The 25,973-nt window shown below is 61.4% G+C and carries 20 protein-coding genes; 9 read left to right on the top strand and 11 right to left on the bottom strand.

From position 1 onward, the window contains the following. Positions 1 to 43 precede the first annotated feature (43 nt). From U9970_RS07520 to U9970_RS07505, 4 genes are read right to left on the bottom strand one after another with little or no spacing between them, the layout of a single operon-like run. Positions 44 to 1,051: an ABC transporter ATP-binding protein gene (locus tag U9970_RS07520; protein ID WP_322763702.1), complete on the bottom strand. Its 1,008-nt coding sequence runs from the start codon at positions 1,049 to 1,051 to the stop codon at positions 44 to 46. Continuing rightward, positions 1,048 to 1,893: a carbohydrate ABC transporter permease gene (locus U9970_RS07515; protein ID WP_322763701.1), complete on the bottom strand. Its 846-nt coding sequence runs from the start codon at positions 1,891 to 1,893 to the stop codon at positions 1,048 to 1,050. Before U9970_RS07515 ends, U9970_RS07520 begins: the two co-directional genes overlap by 4 nt. Further along, entirely contained in the window at positions 1,890 to 2,747 is an 858-nt protein-coding gene (locus tag U9970_RS07510) for a carbohydrate ABC transporter permease (RefSeq protein ID WP_322763700.1), read from the bottom strand. Before U9970_RS07510 ends, U9970_RS07515 begins: the two co-directional genes overlap by 4 nt. Beyond that, entirely contained in the window at positions 2,744 to 4,015 is a 1,272-nt protein-coding gene (locus U9970_RS07505; protein WP_322763699.1) for an ABC transporter substrate-binding protein, read from the bottom strand. Before U9970_RS07505 ends, U9970_RS07510 begins: the two co-directional genes overlap by 4 nt. 188 nt (positions 4,016 to 4,203) lie before the next feature. Here U9970_RS07505 and U9970_RS07500 point away from each other — a divergent pair, with 188 nt between their 5' ends. Beyond that, entirely contained in the window at positions 4,204 to 4,737 is a 534-nt protein-coding gene (locus tag U9970_RS07500; protein WP_322763698.1) for a hypothetical protein, read from the top strand. Between the two features lie 218 nt (positions 4,738 to 4,955). Here the strand turns inward: U9970_RS07500 and U9970_RS07495 are convergent, their stop codons facing one another. Further along, positions 4,956 to 6,023: a DUF389 domain-containing protein gene (locus U9970_RS07495; RefSeq protein ID WP_322763697.1), complete on the bottom strand. Its 1,068-nt coding sequence runs from the start codon at positions 6,021 to 6,023 to the stop codon at positions 4,956 to 4,958. Positions 6,024 to 6,289: 266 nt separating this feature from the next. Here U9970_RS07495 and istA (U9970_RS07490) point away from each other — a divergent pair, with 266 nt between their 5' ends. The 5 genes from istA (U9970_RS07490) (at position 6,290) to istB (U9970_RS07470) (ending at position 16,873) form a co-directional block, all read left to right on the top strand. Further along, positions 6,290 to 7,681, top strand: a complete 1,392-nt coding sequence (istA, locus tag U9970_RS07490; protein WP_322763694.1) for an IS21 family transposase — start codon at positions 6,290 to 6,292, stop codon at positions 7,679 to 7,681. Then, the gene (gene istB / locus U9970_RS07485) at positions 7,569 to 8,363 is read left to right on the top strand and encodes an IS21-like element helper ATPase IstB (protein ID WP_322763696.1); all 795 of its coding nucleotides are present in this window, start codon (positions 7,569 to 7,571) and stop codon (positions 8,361 to 8,363) included. The genes istA (U9970_RS07490) and istB (U9970_RS07485) overlap by 113 nt, the downstream gene beginning before the upstream one ends. Positions 8,364 to 9,179: 816 nt before the next feature. Then, positions 9,180 to 14,285: a multicopper oxidase domain-containing protein gene (locus tag U9970_RS07480; protein WP_322763695.1), complete on the top strand. Its 5,106-nt coding sequence runs from the start codon at positions 9,180 to 9,182 to the stop codon at positions 14,283 to 14,285. Between the two features lie 514 nt (positions 14,286 to 14,799). Then, positions 14,800 to 16,191 carry an IS21 family transposase gene (gene istA / locus U9970_RS07475; protein ID WP_322763694.1) on the top strand — a complete coding sequence of 464 codons (1,392 nt, stop codon included), beginning with the start codon at positions 14,800 to 14,802 and terminating at the stop codon, positions 16,189 to 16,191. Then, a complete protein-coding gene (gene istB / locus U9970_RS07470; RefSeq protein WP_322763693.1) occupies positions 16,079 to 16,873 on the top strand; it encodes an IS21-like element helper ATPase IstB in 795 nt (264 codons plus the stop codon). Before istA (U9970_RS07475) ends, istB (U9970_RS07470) begins: the two co-directional genes overlap by 113 nt. Positions 16,874 to 17,163: 290 nt before the next feature. Here the strand turns inward: istB (U9970_RS07470) and U9970_RS07465 are convergent, their stop codons facing one another. Continuing rightward, positions 17,164 to 17,400 (bottom strand): AAA family ATPase, encoded by a 237-nt coding sequence (locus U9970_RS07465; RefSeq protein WP_322763692.1) that lies wholly within the window; start codon positions 17,398 to 17,400, stop codon positions 17,164 to 17,166. A 164-nt stretch (positions 17,401 to 17,564) separates the two neighbouring features. On the opposite strand from U9970_RS07465, the gene U9970_RS07460 reads away from it, so the two are divergent. The 3 genes from U9970_RS07460 to U9970_RS07450 all read left to right on the top strand — a co-directional run bounded on the left by U9970_RS07460 (position 17,565) and on the right by U9970_RS07450 (position 19,439). Further along, positions 17,565 to 18,134: a helix-turn-helix domain-containing protein gene (locus U9970_RS07460; RefSeq protein ID WP_322763691.1), complete on the top strand. Its 570-nt coding sequence runs from the start codon at positions 17,565 to 17,567 to the stop codon at positions 18,132 to 18,134. A 231-nt stretch (positions 18,135 to 18,365) separates the two neighbouring features. Next, positions 18,366 to 18,932: a thermonuclease family protein gene (locus tag U9970_RS07455; RefSeq protein WP_322763690.1), complete on the top strand. Its 567-nt coding sequence runs from the start codon at positions 18,366 to 18,368 to the stop codon at positions 18,930 to 18,932. A 138-nt stretch (positions 18,933 to 19,070) separates the two neighbouring features. Continuing rightward, positions 19,071 to 19,439 (top strand): AbrB family transcriptional regulator, encoded by a 369-nt coding sequence (locus U9970_RS07450; protein ID WP_322763689.1) that lies wholly within the window; start codon positions 19,071 to 19,073, stop codon positions 19,437 to 19,439. A gap of 31 nt (positions 19,440 to 19,470) precedes the next feature. Here U9970_RS07450 and U9970_RS07445 read toward each other — a convergent pair whose 3' ends face one another. The 5 genes from U9970_RS07445 to U9970_RS07425 form a co-directional block, all read right to left on the bottom strand. Continuing rightward, positions 19,471 to 19,851, bottom strand: coding sequence for a type II toxin-antitoxin system PemK/MazF family toxin (locus U9970_RS07445; protein WP_322763688.1), 381 nt, complete (start codon positions 19,849 to 19,851; stop codon positions 19,471 to 19,473). Between the two features lie 8 nt (positions 19,852 to 19,859). Then, positions 19,860 to 20,117: a hypothetical protein gene (locus U9970_RS07440; RefSeq protein WP_322763687.1), complete on the bottom strand. Its 258-nt coding sequence runs from the start codon at positions 20,115 to 20,117 to the stop codon at positions 19,860 to 19,862. A gap of 139 nt (positions 20,118 to 20,256) precedes the next feature. Further along, a complete protein-coding gene (locus tag U9970_RS07435; protein ID WP_322763686.1) occupies positions 20,257 to 20,718 on the bottom strand; it encodes a hypothetical protein in 462 nt (153 codons plus the stop codon). A gap of 220 nt (positions 20,719 to 20,938) precedes the next feature. Then, positions 20,939 to 24,073 carry a DUF3427 domain-containing protein gene (locus tag U9970_RS07430; protein ID WP_322763685.1) on the bottom strand — a complete coding sequence of 1,045 codons (3,135 nt, stop codon included), beginning with the start codon at positions 24,071 to 24,073 and terminating at the stop codon, positions 20,939 to 20,941. Next, a complete protein-coding gene (locus tag U9970_RS07425; protein WP_322763684.1) occupies positions 24,073 to 25,938 on the bottom strand; it encodes a DUF2075 domain-containing protein in 1,866 nt (621 codons plus the stop codon). The genes U9970_RS07430 and U9970_RS07425 overlap by 1 nt, the downstream gene beginning before the upstream one ends. Positions 25,939 to 25,973: the final 35 nt, after the last annotated feature.

Here is a 25,973-nt window from a genome sequence, read left to right as displayed (position 1 = left end):
TCTTCATGAATTAGGCAACCAGCACTAACTAAACAGTGCAGGATCAGCAGCGCAGCCCTGTGGCCAGGTCAAAGCGAAGTTCGTGCTGCAGCTGCCAGCCGAGCCGCAGCTGATCGTGGATCGGCTCAGCACCGCTGGTGGTCCAGCGCAGATCCCCATGGGGGCTGGCCACGGTCAGCTGCTGGCTGGCCCCATGCCATTCGCGGCTGAGAACCCTCACCGCCACGCCCCCATCCTCGACCGCCTGGAGGTGCTCAGGCCTGATACCGAGCAAGCTGCCATCGCCCCGGTCCAGCAGGTTGATCTGGGGGCGGCCGATAAAGCTGGCTACCACTACATTGGCCGGGTTGGTATAGAGCTCCTGGGGGGTGCCGCACTGCTGCAGCCGGCCGTTTTGGAGCACGGCGATGCGGTCGGCGATGCCCATCGCCTCCTGCTGGTCGTGGGTCACATAAATAACCGGCGCCTCCCCACCGCAGAGGATGGCCCGCAGCTGGGGCCGCAGCTCCTCCCGCAGCTGGGCATCGAGGTTGCTCATCGGTTCATCCAGCAGAAACACCTGGGGGCGGCGCAGCAGGGCCCGGGCCAGGGCTACCCGCTGACGCTGGCCACCGGAGAGTTCGGAAGGCCTGCGGCTTCGGAAACTCTCGAGCTGCAACATGCTGAGGACCCGATCTGCCTCCTGCTGCCGTTGTTGCCGGGGCACGCCGCGCAGCTCCATACCCAGCAAGAGGTTGCGTTCGACGCTCAGATGGGGGTAGAGGGCATAGCTCTGGAACACCATCGCCACCTGCCGCCGGCCGGGGGGCAGGGCCGTGATATCCCGTCCCGCCAGCAGGATGCGCCCGCCGTCTGGGCGGTCGAGGCCGGCGATCAGGCGCAGGATGGTGCTCTTGCCACAGCCGCTTGGACCCAGCAGCGCCAGACACTCACCAGGCGCCACGGCCAGGTCGATGCCAGCGAGGATCTGCCGTCCAGCGATGCGTCGGTTCAGAGCCTCCAGCCTCAAATCACCGGTTGGCCCAGCCCCTGAGGCGATGGTGTTGATCATCCTTTGATCGCTCCCTGGGTAAGGCCAGCCACGATCTGGCGTTGAAAGATCAGCAGCAGGGCGAGCAGCGGCACACCGCCCAGCACGGTGGCGGCGGCAAAGGCGCCATGGGGCACCGTAAACACAGAGGAGCCGGCAATCCGCGCCATCGCAGGCGCCAGGGTGAGCAGCTCGCTGCGGCTAAGCCAGGTGAGGGCAATCGGGAACTCGTTCCAGCTGAAAAGGAACACCAGCAGTCCCGTACTCACAACCGCAGGGCCAATCAGCGGCAACAGAATCCAGCGCAGCCTCTGTCCGAGGCTGAAGCCCTCCAGCAGGGCGTTCTCCTCCAGTTCCACGGGCAAATCGGCAAAGGCCGCCTGCAGCAGCAGCACCGCCAGGGGCAGGGAAAGACCCGCATAGGGCAGGCACAGGGCCAGCAGGTTGTTGGCCAGACCCAGCTGCCGCGCCACCTGCAACAACGCTAGGAAAAGCAGCACGTAAGGGAATACCGCCGCCGCCAGCAGGCCGCCTCCAATTACCAGCTTGAGCAGGTCGCTACGGCGGCTGAGGGCGTAGGCGCAGGGGATGGCCAGAGCCAGGGTGAGCAGGGTGCTAAGAGCGCCCACAACGGTGCTGTTCAGCAGGTAGACCCCAAAGGGAGGATCGGCCTGCAGCACCGCGCTGTAGTTGGCAAGGGTCCAGCCGCCCCCGAGACCGGCAAGCCCGGCCAGCAGGGATTCCGGGGTACGTAGCGAGGTGTAAAGCTGCCAGAGCATCGGTGCCAAGCTCCAGAGCAGCAACAGGGCCACCATGGAGATGCGCAGCAAGGCAGGGCGCTGGCGCAGGGGGCTGCTGCTCATGGTCTGGCCCCCTGCCAGCGCTGCTGCGCCAGCACCAGCAGCAAAGCAGAGGCCAGCAGCAGCACGAACATGCCCAGCATCACCGTGGCGCTGTAGCCAAAATCGAGGAAGCGCATGGCATTGAGATAGGCGTAGAGCGCCAGAGTCTCGGTGCTGCTGGCCGGACCACCGCCTGTCAGCACAGCCACCAGGTCGAACACTCCGAGGGCCTGGGCCAGGCGGAAGATCAGCGCAATAAAAACGTAGGGCCGCAGCAGGGGCAGGGTGATGCGGCGCAGCCCCTGCCAGGGCCGGCCGCCCTCGAGGGCGAAGGCCTCATAGAGATCGGTGGGAATCATCTGCAAACCGGCCAGAAGCAGCAGGGCCACAAAAGGGGTGGTCTTCCAGGTGTCGGCAAGCACCACCCCCAGCCAGGCCAGCTGGGTAGAGGCCAGAAAGGGCAGGCTGGGCAGTCCTAGGGACTGCATAACCCCATTGATCGGGCCGTTGGGGTCGTTGAGGATCCAGCGCCAGCCGAGGGCCATCACCGTGGTGGGCAGGGCCCAGGGGAGCAGGCTGAGGCTGCGCACCAGGCCCCGGCCCCGCCAGCTCTGATGCAGCAGCAGGGCGATCGCCAGACCCAGGAGCAGCTCAAGGCCCACAGACACCACCGCGAAGCGCAGGGTCTGGGCAGCGTCCTGCCAGAAGCGCCCATCTCCGAGCAGCCGCTCCCAGTTGGCCAGACCAACCGGCACCGGTTTGAGCCCGGTGAACACCGTCTGGGCCTGCAGGCTGAGCCAGGCGTAGTCCAGCATTGGCCAGAAGAACACCGCCAGCAGCAACAGCAGGGCCGGGGCCATCAGCAGCAGGCTCATTGCCCTGGCCCCCGGCCACTGGCCTCCAGTAGCAATTGGCTGCCCCGTCCGGCGCGCTCCATGGCAAGGGCTGGCTCCAGCTCTCCGGTGATCACGCTGCTGAGCTGGCGCTGCAGGATGTCGCTGAGCTGGGCATAGCCAGGGTTGAGCGGGCGCAGGGCCACCGATTCCAGGGCGTTCTGCAGGATCGGCAACAGGGGCCTCTCCGCCACAAGGGCCGGGTCGTCGAAGAGGGCGGTGAGGGTGGGGCTGTAGCCCCAACGCTGCACCAACAGACGCTGGCTCGCTTCCCCAGTGAGGGCCTGGAGCACCTGAACGGCTTCTGCAGGATGGCGGCTGCCAGCCAAAACCGAAAGCCCCCAGCTGCCCTGGGTGGCAGCTGGGGGCTCGCCGACCTCGGCCACCATCATGGTCACCCCCACCTTGCCGGCCACCCGGCTAGATGGCCCCTGCAGCTCCTGCCAGGCGTAGGGCCAGTTGCGCATGAAAGCCGCCTCCCCTGCTTCAAAGCTCTGCAGGGCTTCGGGTTCGGCGAAGTTGGCAACTGCAGCGGGGCTGATCCCTTTGACGATCAGCTGCCGCAGCCAGCTGGCCGCCTTGGTGGCAGCCGGGGTGCCCAGGCCCTCGCCGCTGCTCTCCCAGTTGCCGCCGAAACCGCGCAGCATCTCAAGGAACACGCAGCTCAGACCCTCGTATTGGCGCCCCTGCCACACATACCCCCAGCGCACCTTCCCTTGCCGCTGCAGGCGCTCGGAGATCGCAACGAGCTCGGTGGGGGTGCGGGGTGGGGCGGCCATCAGGTCGGTGCGCCAGTACAACAGGCCCATGTCGGCCACCATCGGCACGCGCCAGAGCTTGCCGTCGATGATGTTGCCCGCCCATGCTCCGGCGACCAGGGGTGCCAGGGGCTCGGGGCCCAACCAGTCGTCGAGGGGTAGCAACCAGCCGGCGGCGGCGTATTTCGCCGTCCAGGTCACATCCATCAGCAGCAGGTCGTAGGGGCTGTCACCCAGCAACAGACTGCTGATCGCCAGGTCGGAAACGGATTCCGTCTCGAAGGGTCCCCGGGTTACGGCGATGCGCAGGCCCCGGTGCTCCCGGTTGAAGCTCTCCACCAACTCGGCGGTGGCGTCGGCAAAGGGTGCGGGCATCAGCAGCCGCACGGTGGTGGGCCGGCTTGCCCAAGCAAGCCCACCCCAGAGCAGCGCCAAGGCGAGGCCCAGTCCCAGGCCGACAGCAAACCAGGCTTGGCGGGCTGCCGGCCTCAAATCGCGCCCAGGTTCTGACCCTCCTAGGGCGGCACTCTGCATGCTTCAAAGGCGTGTCAAGACGATCACCGTAATGCCCTCGTTGGTGTCCATACCGCTGCCGCTGCCCCTGCCGCTGGGCTTGGCTGCGACAGCTCTCTGGTGATGATTGCCCAGCAGGTCAAGCTGGTGGTGGGTTATAGGCAGCCATGGCCCAGCAGAACAATGGATGCGGTATCGGTTGCGGTGGCCTGCTGGCTTTGCTGGCCCTGGGTTTTGTGCTGGCCTTCTGGCATTTCTTTTTGATTGCGGCCGTGCTGGTGGCAGCCATCGCAGCGGTGGTCTATGCCGCTCTGCTCCACAACCAGCAACAGCTCAATCTGCTCATGCAACAGGTGGAACAACGTTTTCGCCATGACCCCTGCATGGTTCAACAGCGGTTTGGGTCAATCGACTCCCTCAACGTGGCCGGTGATCTCTACAGCCCCAGGATCAATGTGGTGTGCCGCACGGTTGGCTCAGATAGCAACTATCGCCATTCCAGTGTTATCTCCACCAGCATCAGCCCGCCGGTGGAGCGCAGCCGGTTGCAGGCCGCCAGTGGTGTTACTACCTGGCTGCAGAGCGCTGGGATCAGCCTGCTCGATGACCTCTCAGTAGAGGCCAAGGCGGTGCGCACTGACATGGCCACCCTGAAGCTGGTGGAGCCGGATCCTCTGGCCATGCGCCTCCGGCCCGACTGAAGGAAGGAGTTCAGCAGCTGCCTGCTCCTTACTTGTGTTTTTCCGATCTTCTGTCACGGGCGTTTCACCAATGGGAGTACGAAACCCTCAGGCGGCATTCTTCTCACATGTGCAAACCCCCAGGAGGCATTTGAAGCAGCTGCTGTATGGCGGCCTACTCTGATTGCGCATGAGCTAATTGTGTTTTCAAGAAAACCAAGTGCGATCTCTGCTGGCAACTAGTCGGGGGCTTGACGATCTGGATCGCTTAGGATCTTGTTGATCTCCTCTGGAGAGGCTGGATCCTGAGGTACCAGCTCGGGGGGGTTAGGTTCGGTCTCAGGGCCAATCACATCGACAGAGACACGCTGGACGATCAGACGATAACGAATCGGTTGCTGCTGATTGATGTAAGCCTGCACATCAGCCACCTGCCGAGCCGTTGGCAACCGCGGATTGGTGACACGCACAGCGGCGCGAATCAGGGGTGGATTCTGGCTCCAGTCAATCCGCACATTGATCAGCTCGGAATCCTTGCCAAGCGTGAGGGTGCGGTTCTTGAGAGATATCGTGATCGCATGCTGAATTTGCTCGAGGGCTGCTGCTTCCCTGGCCTGGGACATCAGCGATAAAAAGCTGCCTGATAGTGGGATCAGCAGCATCGTGGTGAGGAGCAAGCTCACAAGGCCCAGGCGGCTGCGCCAGAGATTCAGCCGCAGCTCTGGCTGACAGACAGCCAAGGTGAGCAGTCCTCCGCTGAGGATTCCGAGAAGGTTTGCAGCGAACAGGAGTGCAGCCCCAAGCGCCTCACTCCATTGCGCATTGGCCAGCAATAGCCCGAAGGCACACACCGGTGGCACAAGAGCCACCGCGATAGCTGTGCCAGCGAGGGAGCTGATGGCTTTGGTGCTCACTGAGGCGTAGGCGGCGATCGCCCCAGCGACCAATGCCACGCCGAGGTCCAGAAGATTCGGTTGGGTGCGAGCCGCCACTTCCGCTCCGAGGATGGGCAGGCCCACCGATGCGCCTAGAAGTAGCGACAACACCACCGTGATGCTGATGCCGATCACCAAGGTCAGTAGGGCCCGACCCACAAGTAGCAAGCGCCCTTGCAGGATCGCAAAAGCTGCCGCCCGCAGCGGCAGCATCCATGGAGCGATCAGCATCGCCCCAATCACCACGGCGCTGCTGTTGGCCAGCAGGCCCAGGGTGGCGATGGCCCCGGCCGCCAGGGTCAGTACAACGAAGGGCTGATCGCAGCGAGCGTCGAGTGTCCGCCGACAATGAAGTTGGCCGGTCGGCGACAAGCTCGTTGGCCGGTGGGGTGAGTGCTGGAGATCCTGGTGCCGATGCGCAGGGACCAGGGGATGCCGGCACCACTGACCAGTCACCAACGCAACCTGTACATGACGAAACGACGAGGTGGCAGCAGCCAGGAGGCTGCTGCCGCAGCGGCTGGCATCTCAGTGCGCAGCGCCCGCCGGATTGAGAGGAACCGCTGCAGCCCAGCGCGAACCAGCTCCGTGGCCGCACTCGGCCCGATCCGCTGGAGGGTGTCTGGGAGGAGGAGCTAGTGCCGCTGTTGCAACGTGCGCCAGCGTTGACACCGATCACTCTGCTGGAGCACCTGCAGCGGCAGAAGCCCGATGTCGACTGGATTCCTCTGCAACGGACCTTGCAAAGGCGGGTGCGGGAATGGAAGTCGTTGCATGGCCCGGATCCAGAGGTGATCTTCCCTTTGAGCTACGAGCCCGGCGAGATCGCCTTCTGTGACTTCACCCAACTCAAGGGGGTGGAGGTGACGATTGCTGGCGAGGCGTTCCCCCATCTGCTGTTCCACTACCGCCTGGCCTGGAGCGGCTGGAGCTATGCGCAGGTGGTGCAGGGCGGCGAGAGTTTCGTCGCCCTCTCCGAGGGTTTGCAGAACGCCCTGGCATCCTGCGGTGGGGTGCCAGATGAACTGCGCACCGACCGGTTGTCGGCGGCGTGCCGCAACCGCAACGGCAGTTTTTCAGCCGATATCACCCGCCGCTATCACGCCCTCTGCAGTCACTACGGCCTGGCCTACAGCCGCAACAACCTGGGGGTGGCGCATGAGAACGGCCGTGTGGAGAGTCCCCATGGCCATCTCAAACGGCGGATCGAACAGGCGCTGCTGCTTCGTGGCAGCAGCGATTTTGAATCGCTGGTGGCGTATCAGGACTTCCTCTCTGGGGTGATCGAGCAATACAACCGACCGCGGCTGGTCCGGCTGGAGCAGGAGAAACCGGCGCTGCGGCCCTTGCCGCCGTTTCGCTTTGCCGATTACGACATCGAGCAGCTCACGGTGCGGCGGACCAGCACGATCGAGGTGCGCAGGGTGGTGTATTCGGTGCCGCCGCGGCTGATCGACCAGCGGCTGACGGTGCGGATTTTCCACGACCGGCTGCAGCTGCTTCTGGGCAGGCAGGTCGCCTGCGAATTGGCTCGGCTCCATGGCGGCATCGAGCGCCATGGGCGGGCCTGGAGCATTGATCTGGAGCATCTGATCGATGCGCTCAGGCGCAAACCCCGGGCGTTGCTGCACTGCCGTTACCAGCGGGAGCTGTTCCCCGATGAGCGCTGGTGGCAGCTGTGGCAGCAGCTGCGCGATAGCGGTGATCGCGACGCTGCCGCTCGGCTGATGGTCGAGGCGCTGTATGTCGGCTGCCGAGTGGCCGGCTACGAGCCGGTGCTGGCCTGGCTCGAGAAGGCCCACCAACGACAGGGGCTGTCGCTGGCGGCGCTGCAGCAACGCTTCCGGCTGCCGCCCCATCGCCCCCACCCACCGCAACGCATTTGCCAACACTCGCTGCAGAGCTATGACGACCTCCTTGTTCTCCATCCCGCGGCCCCAGGCGGCGGAAGCCGCCCTGCCAATCCTGCTGCGGCAGCTGCGGTTGGCATGGATCCGCTCCCATTGGCAGAGCATCGCCTCGCAGGCTGAGGCGGAAGGCTGGAGCCACAGCCAGTTCCTCTATGCCCTGTGCGAGCAGGAGGTGGAGCAACGCCAGCAGGCCCGCCAGCACCGGCTGCTGCGAGCGGCCCATCTGCCCTGGAGCAAGGCCCTGGCGGACTACGACCATGGCGGCCGGATCGAGGCCGACCAATGGCAGGAGCTGGAAGCCCTGAGCCGCCAGAGCGAATGGCTGCAGCGGGGCGAGAACGTGCTGCTGTTCGGCCCCAGCGGTGTAGGCAAAACCCACCTGGCGGTCGGCATCGCCCTGGCGCAGATCGGTCTGGATCAGGCCTGCCGCTTCTACCCGGCCACGAGCCTGGTGCAGGAGCTGCAGAAAGCCCGCGCCGAGTACAACCTCCCAGCAGCGCTGGAGCGGCTGGATCGCTACCCGCTGCTGCTGATCGATGACATCGGCTATGTGCGGCGGGACGAGCAGGAGAGCAGCGTGCTGTTTGAGCTGATCTGCCACCGCTATGAGCGTCGTTCGCTGCTGATCACCGCTAATCAGCCGTTCACCGACTGGGATGAGATCTTCCCCAGCAGCTCGATGACCGTGGCGGCGGTGGACCGGCTGGTGCACCACTGCCACATCATCGAGATCAGCGGCGACAGCCACGGCCGCGCGCAGGCAAGCCGGCGCAGCGGCGGCCAACAGCCAAAGCAGCCATAGAGAAGCGGAGAACAGCCCGGGAGACTGTCGTCCGGCGACAACCTGGTGCCGATGCCGCCAGACCCCGGCGCTGAGCTCACCGCCGGGGTCTGGCGGCGTCCGCCGGCTCGTGCTCTCCATGGCGAGGTTGAGCGGAGATCACGGTGACCAACCGGCCAACGTAATTGTCGCCTGGTGCCGATCAGAGGAACCCAGTGCTGGCAATGGCTCGGACTGATGGGTGGCTCAGTTTTCGTGTCGCCTCCAGCGTCATCGCCCCCCGGTTGTCGCCGGCGACAACCGGGGGGCGATCAGTTCCCCTCACCGGCCAACTTGATTGACGCCAATCGGCCAAGGGGCTTGACGCGGGACAGGCCTGGTCCTGGTTAAAGAGCTGCTCAGCAGTCCGCACTAGCGGACGACCTGTACGCCTACGGAGAAGCCTTCGGCTAGGGGGTTGGGGCGTTTGACTTTCATGGGGCTTCTCCCGGCCAATTTTGGCCGGTTGGGAAGCTCTCATAAGGGCTGGTTCAGTTTCTGGGGTCCACGTGACCTGGTTCTCACTGATTGAGCTGCCACCGCTACCTCGCCCCACATTGCTGAAGACGGTCGGATGACGGTCTCGACTGAGATGTGTCCATCAGTCAGGGTTATTACTTCCTGTCGGCACTATGACCTGTGCCATTTATTGGCTTTATGCCAAAACATTCTGACAGGTTTGCCACAGAAGATTGTACACAAAGCGCATTCAAGTAGCACAATTCCGCAGCTCGCTCTCGAACAAGAGGCTGGAGGCTTCAAGCACAAATATCATGGATTTACACGAAGATTCATATCGTGGTCGCCACCTACAGCAGTCAGCCATCAGCTATCTCCATCTCTGAGGGTGGCCTTTTGGTCACAACAGTCACCACAACAGATGTTCTGCCTGGGTCAATCATCTACTACGGGGTTGACACCACTGCGCCCGGATCTATTTCTGGAGCTGATCTAGCCACTGGCTCCCTGATGGGCCAGACAACAGTCCGGTCGGACGGCACAGCAGAAATTCGACAGCAGCTTTTCGAAGACTACGTGCCGGGTGAAATGGAGCATATCAAGATTAATCTCTACAGTGACAAACCCTACGGAACTCTTGTTCACGAAGGCCAATATATCACCATTCAAGATACTAGCAAAGTAGTCGTTATCGCGACCGAAGTGTATCAGCCTGCATCTACACCATTTTCTATCATTAAGTGGGCGACGCCAGTAACTGTACCCTCGCTTAAGCTTCCTGAATACGTCGGCAATGGAGCAGGCCCTTGGGCTTTAGATCCCTCGTTGTTTCCTTCAGCAGCACCGGCGCTCTATCAAGATGTTGATCCCGCACAGAAATTCTATGGTGGCATCGCGAATGAGTTCTTCGACTACAATATTTCAAGCGGCAATCGCACGACACCATACTTCGACAATGATGACCCTGTAGCTTGGTATTCTCAGTATGAACTAGGTGGAGAGCAAGTTCTCTATCAGCGTGCAGACGGAGTAGAGCAAAAAACACCGATCTATGGATACGATGGTACGTATCCAGGCACAACTTTTAAGACGAAAGTCGGCGCCCCCATTGTTGTAAGACATCACAACCAATTGCCCGGCTACGATGGGATTAATCCAGCTAATTTTCCTGAGCGAGAATCGATTCACCTACATGGTGGTCACAACCCATCTCGCTCCGATGGATATTCTTCTTACGTAGTTAATCCTGACATGTACCGGGATTATTATTACACTAATACTGTTCCTAACGGTGAGGATGGACAGCCAGACTTTTCAGAGTCGCCCTCAACCATGTGGTATCACGATCATGGTGAGGACCTTACGGATCTTCACGTTATTCTTGGAATGTCAGGGTTCTGGTATTCCTTTGATGAGTATGAGCTGGGCCTTGTCCGGGACATGAAACTGCCTGGCTGGTCCAATAAAGATGAAAACGGAAATCTTGTTGAATGGGATGCAGATCAGTTTATGCAAACTAATTCCAAGTATGATATTGCCCTTGCTATCTCAGATAGAACGTTTAACGCCGATGGCACTTTTTTCTACGATGGGAGCCCTGTAGGTAACAACATTGATGGCTACCTTGGCGATGTTCAACTAGTTAATGGTGTTGCCTATCCTTTCTTGGTTGTCGAACCAACCCAAACGCGTCTTCGGATGCTGGGAGCAGCTACAGGACGTTTCTATCAGCTCAGCATTCAGGACAAAAACGGAGTTAAGCAGGATCATTTACGCATAGGCAATGACACCTGGCTAATGGGTGAAGCCATTGAGATGGATGAGTTCACTCTTTCAATGGCCCAGCGTGCTGATGTTGTTATGGACTTTAGTCAATATGCACCAGGAACTGAGCTCTTCCTCGTTAATACTGCCGAGCAGCGCTCTGGCCGGGGACCGGTAGGTAAACTAAACGAATTAGGCACTACTGGATTTTCTGAGCGCATTATGAAGATTGTGGTTGGCGAATCGTCTGCAGCGACGCCAACCTACAGCATTCAAGTTGGAGATGAACTCAGGGCACATAATGTTATAACACAGGATCAAATTGCAAGAACTAGGCAATTTGAGTTTGGGCGCAGAGGTGGTATGTGGGTTGTCAATCAACAAGGATGGGAGTATAACAGGGTCGACAATGCAATCACGCTCGGGAATGCAGAGCAGTGGAATCTGATCAACGGATCTGGTGGTTGGTGGCACCCAATTCATATTCACCTTGAATCCCATCAAGTATTAACAATTGAAGGAAAAGCGCCAAGCCCGAATTACTGGCCAGAAAAACAATGGAAGAGTGATACTACGATTCTTGGTCCTAATACCACGGCAGAGATTGCCATGAATTTCAGGACATTTGAAGGTGGCTTTGTTTTCCACTGTCATAATCTGAATCATGAAGATTCGATGATGATGTATAACTTCTGGACCCAGCTATACGATGGTTTTTTCCAGGAAGGCGCGATCGTCAAAGACGAATACGACTCTACTCCCGACTATTTCCCCTTGATGCATGACCCTGCGCATGTGCCAGGCATTAATGATGGCCCGACAAACTCAATTGATCCAATAACTGGCATTAATTATAGTACCTCAGCTGATATTGCTGTGGGAACAATTCCACATACAACTGCAGCAGGGCATGTTGATGCAGGCGGAGTATCTTTGCACGATCCTGCTGCGGGTTCAGCCACTGGTCATGAAGGCCATTTGGGTCATGACGTGAGTATTCCCACTGCCCCAACAAATCTGTCAGTTGACATAATGGCTGCATTTGGCACTATGCTTTGGGGTGGTAATGATGATGATGTGATAACGCCTAGTGGCGACAATAATTTCTGGGCAGATACCTATATTCATGGAGGGGCAGGTAATGATGTCATTAATGGATATTATGGAAACGATGTGCTCGTAGGCGGCACAGGTGATGACTATATTGACGGTGGGGCTGGGATGGACATGGCAATCTATGGGACAAAGGCAAGTGATCTTGCGTTCGATCTAGTTGGTGGTGAATTGCAAGTGTCGTCCTTGGTTGACGGCACTGACATCCTCAGGAGCGTTGAAATGCTGCTTGCTCAAGACGGGATGTTCCACTTTGCTCCCGGAGCCACCGATGGTGATGACGAGCTTAGTTATCAGGGCAAGTCTCGTGTAGTTCTTTTCGGTGGTAAAGGTAGTGACACACTTAAGGGTGGCAACTGGGACGATATCTTCTATATCAACGCTGAAGGCGACCAAGAGTCCAACGCCGTAAATGGCCGCGACTTCATCGATGGAAACGGATGGGCAACTAGTGGTGATCTAGCGATTATCCAAGGTGATGCACTCACAGAGACCTACCGTATTTATTCGGTCAAGCCGAGTGATCATCACAATGTTAATGCTTCTTACCGTGATGTTCTTTCCAGTATCTTCGGTGAATTCAATGCTGCTACCGAAGCAGTAGTTTTCAGGTCTGCGTCAGAAGTCTCTGTCGATGAATTGATCAATGACACTAGTTTCCAGGTTATTGCAGAGATTGCCAATGTTCAAGAGTATCTGATTAAGCTCAGTTCCTCGTGCAATCCGAACACAACCCAGAAGGTTCAAGTCTTCGGCGACTTCGACTCAACTTCTCTCTCAATCACGAAGGGTTTCGTTATCGAAAGCGATACGGCTACTGTGATTGATGTCACAAATTTGATTTCGGCGCATTCAGTGACGCTAAAAGCCAGCCAGCCTACTGAAAATACCATTGTCGGAATTCGCCCGCAAGATAAGATCGTAGCTCCAACCTGCGAAAGTGATTACTGCTGTGATGACGGTCATGGTGATGCCCACGTACACGCCAAAGGGTATACAGAGGGCTGCGAAGAAACAGCTTCCGCTGACGCAGCTGATCCCCATATGCATACACATGAAGCTGATGCCCATGTTCATACGGATGCATGCACAGAGGCCTGTGAGGAATCGTCCATTACTGACGCTCCGGCCGATGTTGTGGGCAAGGCCTTGCATCTCGGACTGAGTCTGAACAAGCTTCCGAATTTCATCAGCGATCTCTCCAACGACCTCGTTCTGCGTCCCTTTGGCACTTCCCTAGAGCAGGGCAGCAAGTTCTATTTAGCCCTCACGGCAGAATCCCTCCGGGATGCCTCCATCGACACCCTCGATGTCACCCTTGATCTCGGCGCTGACTTCTTTGAAGTCTTCCAAATCAGTGGCCAGCAGATCTTCTTCTCAGAAGACCTCGCTGTGCAGCGTCAGGTCCGCATTGATGGCACCAAGGTCCGCTTTGAAGGTGCTGGCCTCAATGCCCTCGGTGAGGGACTGGGCAAGGGCGTGGACTCCAAAGCTCCCATTGCTGTCATCGCCCTCACACTCCGCGATGACATCAACGATCAAATCCAAGGGGCCCGCGTCGCTGATCGCTATGGCTTCCTCAATAGCGAGGCCTGGCAGAAGTCCCTCAACTTTGAGGTTTCGGCCAACATCGATCAGGTGGTCTTCTCAGACCTTGTCTCCCTCCGCGATCTCGGTGGTGACGATGCCCTGTTGAGCGACGAGCTCCACGTGATGGCCCGCGCCGCCCAAGCAGAGCTCTCCACCGACAGCTCCTTTGGACTCGGCACCGAGCGCTCCGTGCTCAAGCCCGGTGAAACGGGATTCACCAACCTGATCCGCAGCGGCGACACCCTCGAGCGCACCACCCAGTGGCAAAACGATGGTGAATTCTCCTTCCGTGATCTCACCATCACCAACCTGGATCAAGCCGGTGTGGCCGAGGCGGTCAGTGTGTTCCTAGGCGATGACGCGATAACCCTCAATACCCTCACGCCAGGCACTGGGGCCGGCACCGGAGAGGTTGCTGAAATCCGCACCACCTTCATGGTCACCGGCGAAGCTGGTTCGGTTCTCGATACCAAAGAGCTGGGCTTCCAGCTCGATGCCTTGGGCGGTTACCGCTGGGATACCTCCAAAATGGACCTCTTCCAGCAAAAAAATCTCGTCACCTTCCAGGGGGATCTCAACTACGACGGTGCCGTCACGATGAAGGACTTGGCCTTCCTCAACGCCGGTGCTGCCAGGGGTGTCGGTGGTGCCCGCGGCTACAGCCGCGATGTGGATGCCAACTTTGATGGTGAGCTCGACATCGAAGATCTCGCCATCCTTGATGCCGATTGGGGCCGCAGCCTCCACCAAGGCGACGACAAGTTCCTCGGTTCCGATCAACTGTCGATGGCAAGCCTCTCAGACCAGGGCCCACTCAACTGGGATAGCAGTGCCTTCCAAGCCCAAAACACCATTGAGGCCAAGCCGAGCTACAGCAACCCCATCACCGATTCAGTCGGCACCCTGGTCGATGTTCAAGGTTTCAAAGACCTCGAAGCCCTAATCCAAGAACAGCAGCAGCAATATGGCCTCAACTAATCAAGCCGCTTAAGCCATCGCCTAACAGCACTCCTTCCCCCCCGGTTCCCAACGAACCGGAGGGGCTTTTTCATGGAAGAAACCCATCGAATACATGCATTAACAGAAACAAGAACACTGAACACTGGGCGCTGGGCGCTGAGCGCAACTGCCATTCAGAAAACGAATAACCAGACACGCACCGCCTGTTTGGTTTGCGCAGCAACGGCCTGTGTCCGCCGACAATGAAGTTGGCCGGTCGGCGACAAGCTCGTTGGCCGGTGGGGTGAGTGCTGGAGATCCTGGTGCCGATGCGCAGGGACCAGGGGATGCCGGCACCACTGACCAGTCACCAACGCAACCTGTACATGACGAAACGACGAGGTGGCAGCAGCCAGGAGGCTGCTGCCGCAGCGGCTGGCATCTCAGTGCGCAGCGCCCGCCGGATTGAGAGGAACCGCTGCAGCCCAGCGCGAACCAGCTCCGTGGCCGCACTCGGCCCGATCCGCTGGAGGGTGTCTGGGAGGAGGAGCTAGTGCCGCTGTTGCAACGTGCGCCAGCGTTGACACCGATCACTCTGCTGGAGCACCTGCAGCGGCAGAAGCCCGATGTCGACTGGATTCCTCTGCAACGGACCTTGCAAAGGCGGGTGCGGGAATGGAAGTCGTTGCATGGCCCGGATCCAGAGGTGATCTTCCCTTTGAGCTACGAGCCCGGCGAGATCGCCTTCTGTGACTTCACCCAACTCAAGGGGGTGGAGGTGACGATTGCTGGCGAGGCGTTCCCCCATCTGCTGTTCCACTACCGCCTGGCCTGGAGCGGCTGGAGCTATGCGCAGGTGGTGCAGGGCGGCGAGAGTTTCGTCGCCCTCTCCGAGGGTTTGCAGAACGCCCTGGCATCCTGCGGTGGGGTGCCAGATGAACTGCGCACCGACCGGTTGTCGGCGGCGTGCCGCAACCGCAACGGCAGTTTTTCAGCCGATATCACCCGCCGCTATCACGCCCTCTGCAGTCACTACGGCCTGGCCTACAGCCGCAACAACCTGGGGGTGGCGCATGAGAACGGCCGTGTGGAGAGTCCCCATGGCCATCTCAAACGGCGGATCGAACAGGCGCTGCTGCTTCGTGGCAGCAGCGATTTTGAATCGCTGGTGGCGTATCAGGACTTCCTCTCTGGGGTGATCGAGCAATACAACCGACCGCGGCTGGTCCGGCTGGAGCAGGAGAAACCGGCGCTGCGGCCCTTGCCGCCGTTTCGCTTTGCCGATTACGACATCGAGCAGCTCACGGTGCGGCGGACCAGCACGATCGAGGTGCGCAGGGTGGTGTATTCGGTGCCGCCGCGGCTGATCGACCAGCGGCTGACGGTGCGGATTTTCCACGACCGGCTGCAGCTGCTTCTGGGCAGGCAGGTCGCCTGCGAATTGGCTCGGCTCCATGGCGGCATCGAGCGCCATGGGCGGGCCTGGAGCATTGATCTGGAGCATCTGATCGATGCGCTCAGGCGCAAACCCCGGGCGTTGCTGCACTGCCGTTACCAGCGGGAGCTGTTCCCCGATGAGCGCTGGTGGCAGCTGTGGCAGCAGCTGCGCGATAGCGGTGATCGCGACGCTGCCGCTCGGCTGATGGTCGAGGCGCTGTATGTCGGCTGCCGAGTGGCCGGCTACGAGCCGGTGCTGGCCTGGCTCGAGAAGGCCCACCAACGACAGGGGCTGTCGCTGGCGGCGCTGCAGCAACGCTTCCGGCTGCCGCCCCATCGCCCCCACCCACCGCAACGCATTTGCCAACACTCGCTGCAGAGCTATGACGACCTCCTTGTTCTCCATCCCGCGGCCCCAGGCGGCGGAAGCCGCCCTGCCAATCCTGCTGCGGCAGCTGCGGTTGGCATGGATCCGCTCCCATTGGCAGAGCATCGCCTCGCAGGCTGAGGCGGAAGGCTGGAGCCACAGCCAGTTCCTCTATGCCCTGTGCGAGCAGGAGGTGGAGCAACGCCAGCAGGCCCGCCAGCACCGGCTGCTGCGAGCGGCCCATCTGCCCTGGAGCAAGGCCCTGGCGGACTACGACCATGGCGGCCGGATCGAGGCCGACCAATGGCAGGAGCTGGAAGCCCTGAGCCGCCAGAGCGAATGGCTGCAGCGGGGCGAGAACGTGCTGCTGTTCGGCCCCAGCGGTGTAGGCAAAACCCACCTGGCGGTCGGCATCGCCCTGGCGCAGATCGGTCTGGATCAGGCCTGCCGCTTCTACCCGGCCACGAGCCTGGTGCAGGAGCTGCAGAAAGCCCGCGCCGAGTACAACCTCCCAGCAGCGCTGGAGCGGCTGGATCGCTACCCGCTGCTGCTGATCGATGACATCGGCTATGTGCGGCGGGACGAGCAGGAGAGCAGCGTGCTGTTTGAGCTGATCTGCCACCGCTATGAGCGTCGTTCGCTGCTGATCACCGCTAATCAGCCGTTCACCGACTGGGATGAGATCTTCCCCAGCAGCTCGATGACCGTGGCGGCGGTGGACCGGCTGGTGCACCACTGCCACATCATCGAGATCAGCGGCGACAGCCACCGCCGCGCGCAGGCAAGCCGGCGCAGCGGCGGCCAACAGCCAAAGCAGCCATAGAGAAGCGGAGAACAGCCCGGGAGACTGTCGTCCGGCGACAACCTGGTGCCGATGCCGCCAGACCCCGGCGCTGAGCTCACCGCCGGGGTCTGGCGGCGTCCGCCGGCTCGTGCTCTCCATGGCGAGGTTGAGCGGAGATCACGGTGACCAACCGGCCAACGTAATTGTCGCCTGGTGCCGATCAGAGGAACCCAGTGCTGGCAATGGCTCGGACTGATGGGTGGCTCAGTTTTCGTGTCGCCTCCAGCGTCATCGCCCCCCGGTTGTCGCCGGCGACAACCGGGGGGCGATCAGTTCCCCTCACCGGCCAACTTGATTGACGCCAATCGGCCAAGGGGCTTGACGCGGGACAGCCGCTCCTCCACCTCGCTCCAGTGCCCCTGGATCATTGCGTCCCCGTAGAGCTCCTCTCGAATCCTGTCGGTGGAGAACAGTTCGGCGTTCAGCAGGGGAGCCAGCAGCGCAGCGATGGTGGTCTTGCCACTGGCAGGCGGTCCGATCAGCAGGTGGCAGCGCAGGGCGGCCATAGCAATCCGTCAGGTGTACGCATCATGGATGGGGCACAACCAACAGGCCGTCTCCTGCTGCGAAGAACCAGGGCAATCCCAGATCGCTGATGCGTCTTTCGCACGGGGATCAGCCCTCTAGGGGCATGCACGCTGAAGGGTGGGTGGCACGACGCCACAGGCTGATGCTCCGCTCTGATCAAAACAGCTACCGGATTCCTGCCTGCCTTCGGGATCTGGTGATGATTGACCTGCTGGAACTCACTGGCAGCACAACTGCGGCGGCACAACTGCTGCAGATGTCCCAGCCCAGCGTGAGCAGGCGTTACCGAATTCTTGCCCACGACCTTGGTCTGGAGAAGCAGAACAACAAGCCGATCGGTTGCCGCTACGGCGACACGGACTGGATGGAGCTCTTGCGTCGTGGTGTCAACCGTCACCGCCTGGCCTGCGGAGTACTCCGCATTGGTGGTCCCCCCGCTCTGGGGTGTGTTCTTAGCGATTGCCATTGGGCAGAGTGGGTGAAGCTGGCTAGGAAGCCATTGGCGCACTGGCCGCAGCTGCTGGAGCTGGAATTGCTCGATGCTGTTGCTCTTGAGGAGGCTCAATCTTTCGAGGATCGAGCCGGTAATGCTGAATTGGTGTTGGTGGAGGTGAAGCGCTCATTGGGCAGGCCAATGCTGCTGGCTTGTCGGCGCGATCCGCTGGTCATGGACATTGCAGCAAGTCTCTGCGACTGGATGGAGGTCTCTTGAGATGAGGCTTCCATTGCCCTGTAGACGCTCGGTGGATCAGCTGAGACGAACCGTTAGCCGGATCCTTGGCAGCGATTTTTACCTGGCCGCTGTTCCAGATGGCATTGCAGCTGCAGCCTGGGCAGCCAGTTTTCTTGAGCGGCAAAGGGCCGAATGAGATCAGGAGGCGCACTGGTCGGAATCGTTCTGATGCTCTCAGCTGGCTGGCCGCCTGAAGTGGGCGCTCAGAACATGGCTGCCACCGTGCTCTCCATCGGCGACGGCGACACCATCCGCGTGCGTCAGGCGGGCAAGGCCCTCACCGTGCGCCTGGCCTGCATTGATGCCCCAGAGACGGCCCAAAGCCCATACGGCCAGCAGGCCCGCACGTATTTGCAGCAGCGCCTACCGATCAGCAGGGATGTAAGCCTCAAGATCAAAACCACCGATCGCTACGGCCGCTCAGTTGCCGAGGTGATCTCTGACATCAACATCAACCTGGCGCTGGTGGAAGACGGTCAGGCATTCGCGTATCGGCAGTACCTGAGCGGCTGCGATGCCAAGGAGTATCTGGACGCGGAATACCGTGCCAGCCGGCGCCGCTATGGGATCTGGCAGGTGCAAGGCGGCATCACCCGGCCGTGGGACTTCCGGCGAGGTCGCCGCTCAGCCGTTATTCCTGATGGCACAACACCAGGCGGCCGCCGTTACCGCTGCAGCGAGATCAGCTCCTATGCCAAAGCCCAGGAGCTACTGCGTCAATGGCACAGCTATCTAGACGGAGATGGAAATGGAAAAGCCTGTGAAGCACTCCGCTGACAGTCGTCTTTTTCCATATCGCGTAGCTCCATTACTGGTTGCTATGGAAGACAGCAGAAGCAAAATATTGCCTGCAGAAGTAGCGGATTGACACAGCATGTGGGTTTGGTATGTTGAGAAGGCAATCCAAATGTTTTCATGCTTACCGGCCCCGAACTGCTCTCCAAAGTCAAGGAACTCGGAGATGTCTCTAAATCTGAGCTGGTGCGCGAGTGCGGCTACTTGAGCACTAAAAAAGATGGCAGCGAGCGCCTCAACTTCACTGCGTTCTACGAGGCACTGCTAAATGCCAAGGGAGTGAACCTTGGAACAGATAGCGACGGCCGGAGCACTGGCAAGGGTGGCCGCAAGCTGAGCTACACCACCAAGATCCAGTTCAACGGCAATCTCATGGTGGGCAAGGCTTACACCGCCATGCTCGACCTCAAGCCGGGCGATGAGTTCGAGATCAAGCTGGGCAAAAAGCAGATCAAGCTCGTCCCCCTGGGCAGCACAGAAGAGGAGTGAGCTGCTCCTCGGTTGAACTCCTTGCCGCTCTTCAAGAGAAGCCCCCGATCACCAATACAACCAGCTGGCGGAGTTGCTGCAGCTCGGTGGTAGTCACGCAGCATTCGGTGGCATCTGTGATGCGAGTCTTGGCCACACAGGTCAGGTTCTGTGGCAGCAGATAGCTCACCTTCCTGCAGCCGTTGGTGCTGTTGGGTTGGAGCACGACAGTCAGATCGGCTATAGCCAGCGAGGGGTCGCCAGTCATCGGCACCACCAGCACTGTTGGATAGGCAGGGTCAAACAGCTCGCAGTCCTGCACGACGACAGCTGGCCGGAGCTTGTTGGGCTCCGGAGGCTGAGGGCCCAGCCCAGGGTCGTTTGGATCTTTGCGCCAATCAACGGTGATGATCTGCCCAGCCCGCAAGTCCACGCCTGTCTTCAGCGGTTGAGGGGTTCAGGCGTGGCCCAGTCGGCAATGAAGGCACTGGCCTCCGCATCGGTGGCGATGTGCTCTGCCACCGCTTTGCTCTGGGAACGGATCCGTGCCCGCAGAGCATCCATAGCGCTGAGCGAGCTGCTCACCTGCACGATGCGACGTCCCCCGCGCTGCCTGCGGCGCACGGAGAAGGGAGCCTCGGGCTGTTCAGTGGCGTAATCGGCAGGGGTCATGGCGGCAGCGCCCCGCGCTGACTGCATGGAGCAACTAGCCAACGTTAAACGCCATCCCTTGTAACGGCTCAAACTCAAGCCCGGCGATGAATTCGAGATCAAGCTGATTCCGTTAGGCAGCCCAGAAGAGGAGTGCGCCTGATAGCTGGAGGCCTTCTCTTTCTACTCAGCGGTAAGGCTCGCAGGAGACCAAAAAGCCGCTGACATGGTCGGACCATTGGGCTATTGCCAGCAGCTCGCGGGGCTCCCGGGCAAAGCCTTTCTGGGAGAGAGCCGTGAGCTCGGCCAGGTTGTCGTGGGTGACCAGCGGTTTGTTCTGTTTGGCGGTTTCGCAAGCATCGACAAACTCCTGCCCCTGCTCGGCCAGGCACTGGGCATAGGCCGCCTCAAAGCTCACCCCCTGCTCCTGTAATCGCACGAAGACATCGAGCTCAGGCGGGAGGTGTTCCAGCCATAGGGGAAGGCTGCGTACCGGCCCGATCGTGACTCCGCCGCTGTTTAGGTGCATCAGCACCACAGTGGCCTCCAGGTTCCAGCTGGGCTGGGCGAGCAGCTGGCCGGCTGCAATCACAAAGGACTCGCGGTAGTCCTCAACCAGGGCCTGGTGAATCTGGGAGAGGTCAGCCATAGCTCTAGAAAATTTTGGTTTATGGGGCGAAGTGGCTGACGCGGGCAACTAAGGCCAAGCCATTAGCGGTATTTCGCGCCCGGGAAATCAGAGAACCAATGAGAGTGCTGGTCTTGGGAAGCCACAACTGGATTGCGATTGGCGTTGCCCACGATGAGATGAAAAGCCTGCGGGAATCAGGGGGATCTAGGGCACGTTGAGCCGCGGGGCTCTCCCCCCCTCACACCGCCAACGCCAGCTCCGGAACGAACGCTGCCGGAATTGCCCTGTGCAGCCGCCAGCGAATCGCCATCGGCCGTTCTCCTTCGTGGCTCACGTAGTCGGCAAAGCCCAGACATAGGAACGGCTGCGTCACCCCGCCGCGCTTGTTCTCCTCCCGCACAAACAGCAGCACCCGGCTGCCCCGCTCGGCGTGGTGGATGTAGCGCTGCCCCGTGGCGGAGTCTTCGCGGGTGAGGCTCTGGCTCTCCCAGTGGAACTCCCACGGGGAGATGGCGTAGTCGTTGTAGCGGGTGGTGGGGGAGAAGAGGCGCTCAGACTTCTTGAGGGTGATGAAGAAGACGTCGCACTGGGTGGCTTCATCGACGAAGACTCCCTCCCGCCCGGGGAACGGGCGGGCTTCGTTTAGCAACCCAAACGCGGCGAACACCTCGGCGCGGGAATAGCGACCGTGGAGTTTGAGGGGGATGGGGGGCGGATCGGTGCGGCCCCAGTCGAGCGCGGTCACCAGGTGGTCGGTGCGCTCCAGCAGCAGCTCAAACAGCTCGACCAGCTCGGCGCTGAGATCGGCGGCAGCCCAAAGCCGCACCAGGGCATCGGCCAGGGGCAAGTGTTGGCGGCCACTGCCCCAGAGCTGGGCCATCAGCATGCGCCAGCTGCGCTCGGTGGTGGGATCGAAGCCCGCCGGATCGGGGGCGATGGGCCTGCGCAGCTGATCCACCAGCCAGCGCAGTCGCTCTGGGTCGTCCAGATGCAGCAAGCCGCCGGCGATGCCTCGACCCAGCCGCTTTTCATCGTCGCTGGGCTCACCCGAGGCCGCCCCCGCCACCAACCACCCCAGCTCCAGTTGCAGCAAAGCCCAGGAGCCCGCCACCCGGTAAAATTCCCCCAGCTCCATCCCCAGCCCCTCCAGCAAACCCTCCAGCGAACAGCGCCCGAGGAGGCGGGCCTCGGCGAGCAGCTGGGGCCGGCGCGTGGGCAGCGATTCGCGCAAATTGGAAAGCACCCGCTCGCTGGAAACCCGATCGAGCTGGAGGCTGCAGCCGGCCGGCAGGAAGGGAAAACCCTCCTTGATCTGCTGTTCCAGTTGGTCGCGCGTGCCGCCGAGCAGGGCGCGGTAGCGCAGGTCGTAGCGGAAGCTCCGGTGGGCTTGGCCGATGAAATCCAGCACCGTGAGGCAACTCTTGGACGGGTGCAGGCGCAGACCGCGGCCGAGCTGCTGCAGGAACACGATCGCGCTTTCGGTGGGTCGCAGGAACAGCACCGTGTCGATCTCGGGGATGTCGAGGCCTTCGTTGAAGAGATCCACCGCGAAGAGGATCTGCAGCTCACCGGATCGCAGGCGCCGGATCTGCTCGGCGCGCTCATCGCGGGGGCTGGAGGCATCCAACGCGGCGGCGCGAAGGCCGGCCGCCACGAACTTGCGGGCCATCCAACGGGCGTGCTCCACGCTCACGCAGAAGCCCAAGGCACGCATCGCCTCCAGATTGGTGACCTTGTCCTCGAGTTCGCGCAGGATCAGGCGCAGGCGGGCGTCGTCGGCGGTGTAGAGGTTGGAGAGGGCCTCGGTGGCGTAGCCGTTGCGGCGCCATTCGATCAGCGAGAGATCGGTGCCGTCGTGGAGGCCGAAGTAGTGGAAGGGTGTCAGAAGGCCCTGCTCCAACGCGCTCCAGAGGCGCAGCTCGGCGGCAATGCGGCCGTCAAACCAATGGAGGATGTCCTCGCCGCCGGTGCGCTCGGGGGTGGCGGTGAGGCCCAGTAGCAGGACGGGCGCCAGGTGGTGAAGCCAACGCTCGTAGCTGGCGGAGGCGGCGTGGTGGAACTCATCGACGATCACCACGTCGAACGTGTCTGGCGCCAGGTTCGCCGGATCGATCCCCGCGAGCGACTGCACCGAGGCGAACACATGGCGCCACTGGCTGGGACGCTGGCCATCCACCAGCAGCTCGCCGAAGGATCCATCACGCAGCACCTGGCGGAAGGTGGCGAGGCTCTGCTGCAGGATCTCGCGCCGGTGGGCTACGAAAAGCAGGGTCGGGTGATCAGGACCGGCCTGGCGGGCGTAATCGAGGGCAGCGACCACGGTTTTGCCGGTGCCGGTGGCGGCCACCACCAGGTTGCGCCAGCGGCCATGGAGACTGCGCTCGGCCGACAGCTTGTCGAGGATCTCCTGCTGGTAGGCGTAGGGGCGGATGTCGAAGAAGCTGAGCGGGGTGGCGTCGCTGCTGGTTTCGTTCTCTGAGGCCCGATCAAAGCGGCGCTGCTCGATCTCGCTGGCACGGTAGGGCTCAAATTCGCCCTCCTCCCAGTAGCTCTCAAAGGTGGCCTGGAACTTGGACAGGATGCCCTCATTGTCTTGGGCGGAGAGGCGCACGTTCCACTCCAGGCCGTCGTGCAATGCGGCGGTGGAGAGGTTGGAAGAGCCGATGTAGGCGGTGGAGGAGCCAGAGGCGCGATGGAACAGCCAGGCTTTGGCGTGCAGGCGGGTGCGGCGGGTGTCGTAGCTGACGCGCACCTCGGCGCCGTGGGCCACGAGCCAATCGAGGGCGCGGCGGTCGGTGGCGCCCATGTAGACGGTGGTGAGCACGCGCAACGATCGGCCGGAACGCAGCAGTTCGGCCAAGGGCTCCTGCAACAGACGTAGGCCGCTCCACTTGATGAAGGCGCAGAGCAGGTCCACCTGCTGGGCGGAGGGGATTTCATGGATCAGCGCCTGTCCCACCGACGGTTCGCCGCCGGCGTTCACCAGCAGGGTGCTGTCAGCCAGGGGGATTAGCGGCCGCAGCGCCTCGGCCTGGCCAGAAAGCAACGGCGCGGCCCGAATACGGCTGAGGCTCTGACCGCTGGTGTGGACAGCATCACCGGGGCCGACGGCCCTTGGCACCTCGGCGATCAGCAAGGCCACCAGCTGATTCACAAGTTCCAACTGGGAAGTAGTGGGATGCCCACCTGGAAGGCTGGCCAGGGCGCTGCGCAATAGCGCAGCGAGGTGACGCGAGAGCCGCTGGGGTGCTTCTTCGGGGTCGAGGCGATCGAGCGTTTGCAGCTCAGGCTGGAGCTCCGCCAGGTCCTGGCCGAGGGCCTCGGTGAGGAGCTGGTCGTAGAAGCCGGGTGTCAGGGAATGGCCTGTCCTCATCAGTGGCTTCCGACCTGCCCAGCCGTCTGCTTGAGATAGTCATTCAACGCCGGATCACAGGCGAACACATAACAGGCCCGCATCCCCCGGCTCATCAACGTGCGGTAGGTGTTGCGGATGATCGCATCGGCCTTGAGCCGAATCGCCTGCGGATCCCGCTTCAGCCCCACCTTGTATCCCTTCAGTGATTGGTCCGTGCGCGCTCGCCTGGATGGCACCGTCGCCACCGAACCCTCGCTGTAGGCGAGGTCGGGCCCGATGATCACGCCCACCGTCTCCAGCTCCAGACCCTGGCAGGTGTGGATGCAGCCCACCTCCTCCACCGTGCCCTGCTTCATGATCCAGACGCTGCCGTCTTTGCTCAGGTTCCAGCGGGCCCGGTAGCCCCAGGGCTCCAGTTCGATGTCCCAGGCGTTGGGGTGATACTTCGACGCCCAGTTCCAGCAGTAGCCGGCCACCATGCGCGCCCCGTTGCCTCCGTTGCGGTCGCGGATCGCCTGGTGCAGGGCTACTGGATCGTCGAACACGCGAAAATCGAACGCTTCGGGGTCGAGCCGTTCGTTGGCCGTCTCGCGAATGCCGAGGGTGGAATCCAGCCAGGCCAGGTAGCCATCGGAGCCCGCACAGCGGAACTGCGACGGCAACACCTCACGCTTCAGCTGCGCCTCGTGGTACTGGCTCCATTTCTCGATCTCGGCCGTGCTGCCGATGTCATCGAAGGTGACGCGCTGGTCTTCATCGAGGAAGAACACCGCCAATTTGCTGGCGTGGATGATCTCCTTGACCTGGTTTTCGCCTGCCTTGTCGTAGATGGTCTTGGTCATCAATCGGTGGCTCTCATCCACGATCAGCACGTCGTAGAAGCCCTCCGGGCAGCCCACAAAACAGGCCGAACCGCAGAAGAGGTTGTCGTATTCGTTGCGGCGCATTGAACCGGTGAGCTTGGCCCGGTACACCGCCCGCGGGGCCGCGTTCTTGCTCACGTAGCGGGAGTTCAGGCCCATCCCCAGCATCCTGGCCAGCAGGTTCACCGCCACCACTGATTTGCCCGTACCCGGCCCGCCCTGCACCAGCAGCACCGTGTGCCGACCTTCGCGCAGTTGCCTCGCCAGGGCTATGGCCTGCTCATACACCACCTTCTGCTCATCGATCAGCACAAAATCACTGTTGCCCTTGAGCATCCGCTCCACGGAATCCGCCAGCTGCTGGCTGGGCTTGGCCTTGCCGTCACGGATCCGCTCAATCGTGCGGCCTTGGTCGCCCACTTCAAGGCAGCGGCGCAGGAAGGCCGCCATGGCGGCGTTGTCGTGGCGCAGGAACACCGGCGCCTGCTCCAGATAGGGCCGGTAGCGGGAATCGGTGAGGCCTCTGCCGTCGAGGCAGTTGTGCAGGTAGGCGCAGGGCTGCAGCTCGATCCCGTGCTCTACCACCGCCGTGTTGAAGCCCCGAAGCAGCGCCCTATAGCTCATCGCCTGATATGAGGGGTGCGTGGTCTCGCGCGGCCCTTTGCCTAAGAACGTGCGTACCACCCCGTCCAGCTCGGTGGGCTCCACCGTTTCCCACTGCTTCAGTTCCACGATCACAGCCGCCGGTGCGCCGTTGGCGTTGCGGCCGGAAAGCAGCAGATCGATCCGCTTGGCAGTGTTGTGGATTTTGAACTCGATGGCTACGCCCAGCTCGCGCGGGATCTCCTTGAACTGCAGCACGTTGCCCACGCACTGGAGTGAGTTCTGCCAGGCGCGGAATTCGTTAGCAGCCACCTTGTGTCCGGTGATGGCGATGTAGCGCTCACGCACCTCCTCCTCGATGCGCTGCTCGCGCACGTGCTGGAGGAACACCTCCCGGGTGGCGAGGTAGATGATCAAGGCGTCAAAAGGTGCTCCTGTGGGGTTTGGGCAGA

Origin of the sequence: Cyanobium usitatum str. Tous, from assembly GCF_963920485.1 — a bacterium.
GTDB lineage: Bacteria > Cyanobacteriota > Cyanobacteriia > PCC-6307 > Cyanobiaceae > Cyanobium_A > Cyanobium_A usitatum_A.
This window is presented reverse-complemented; position numbering and strand designations above follow the sequence as displayed.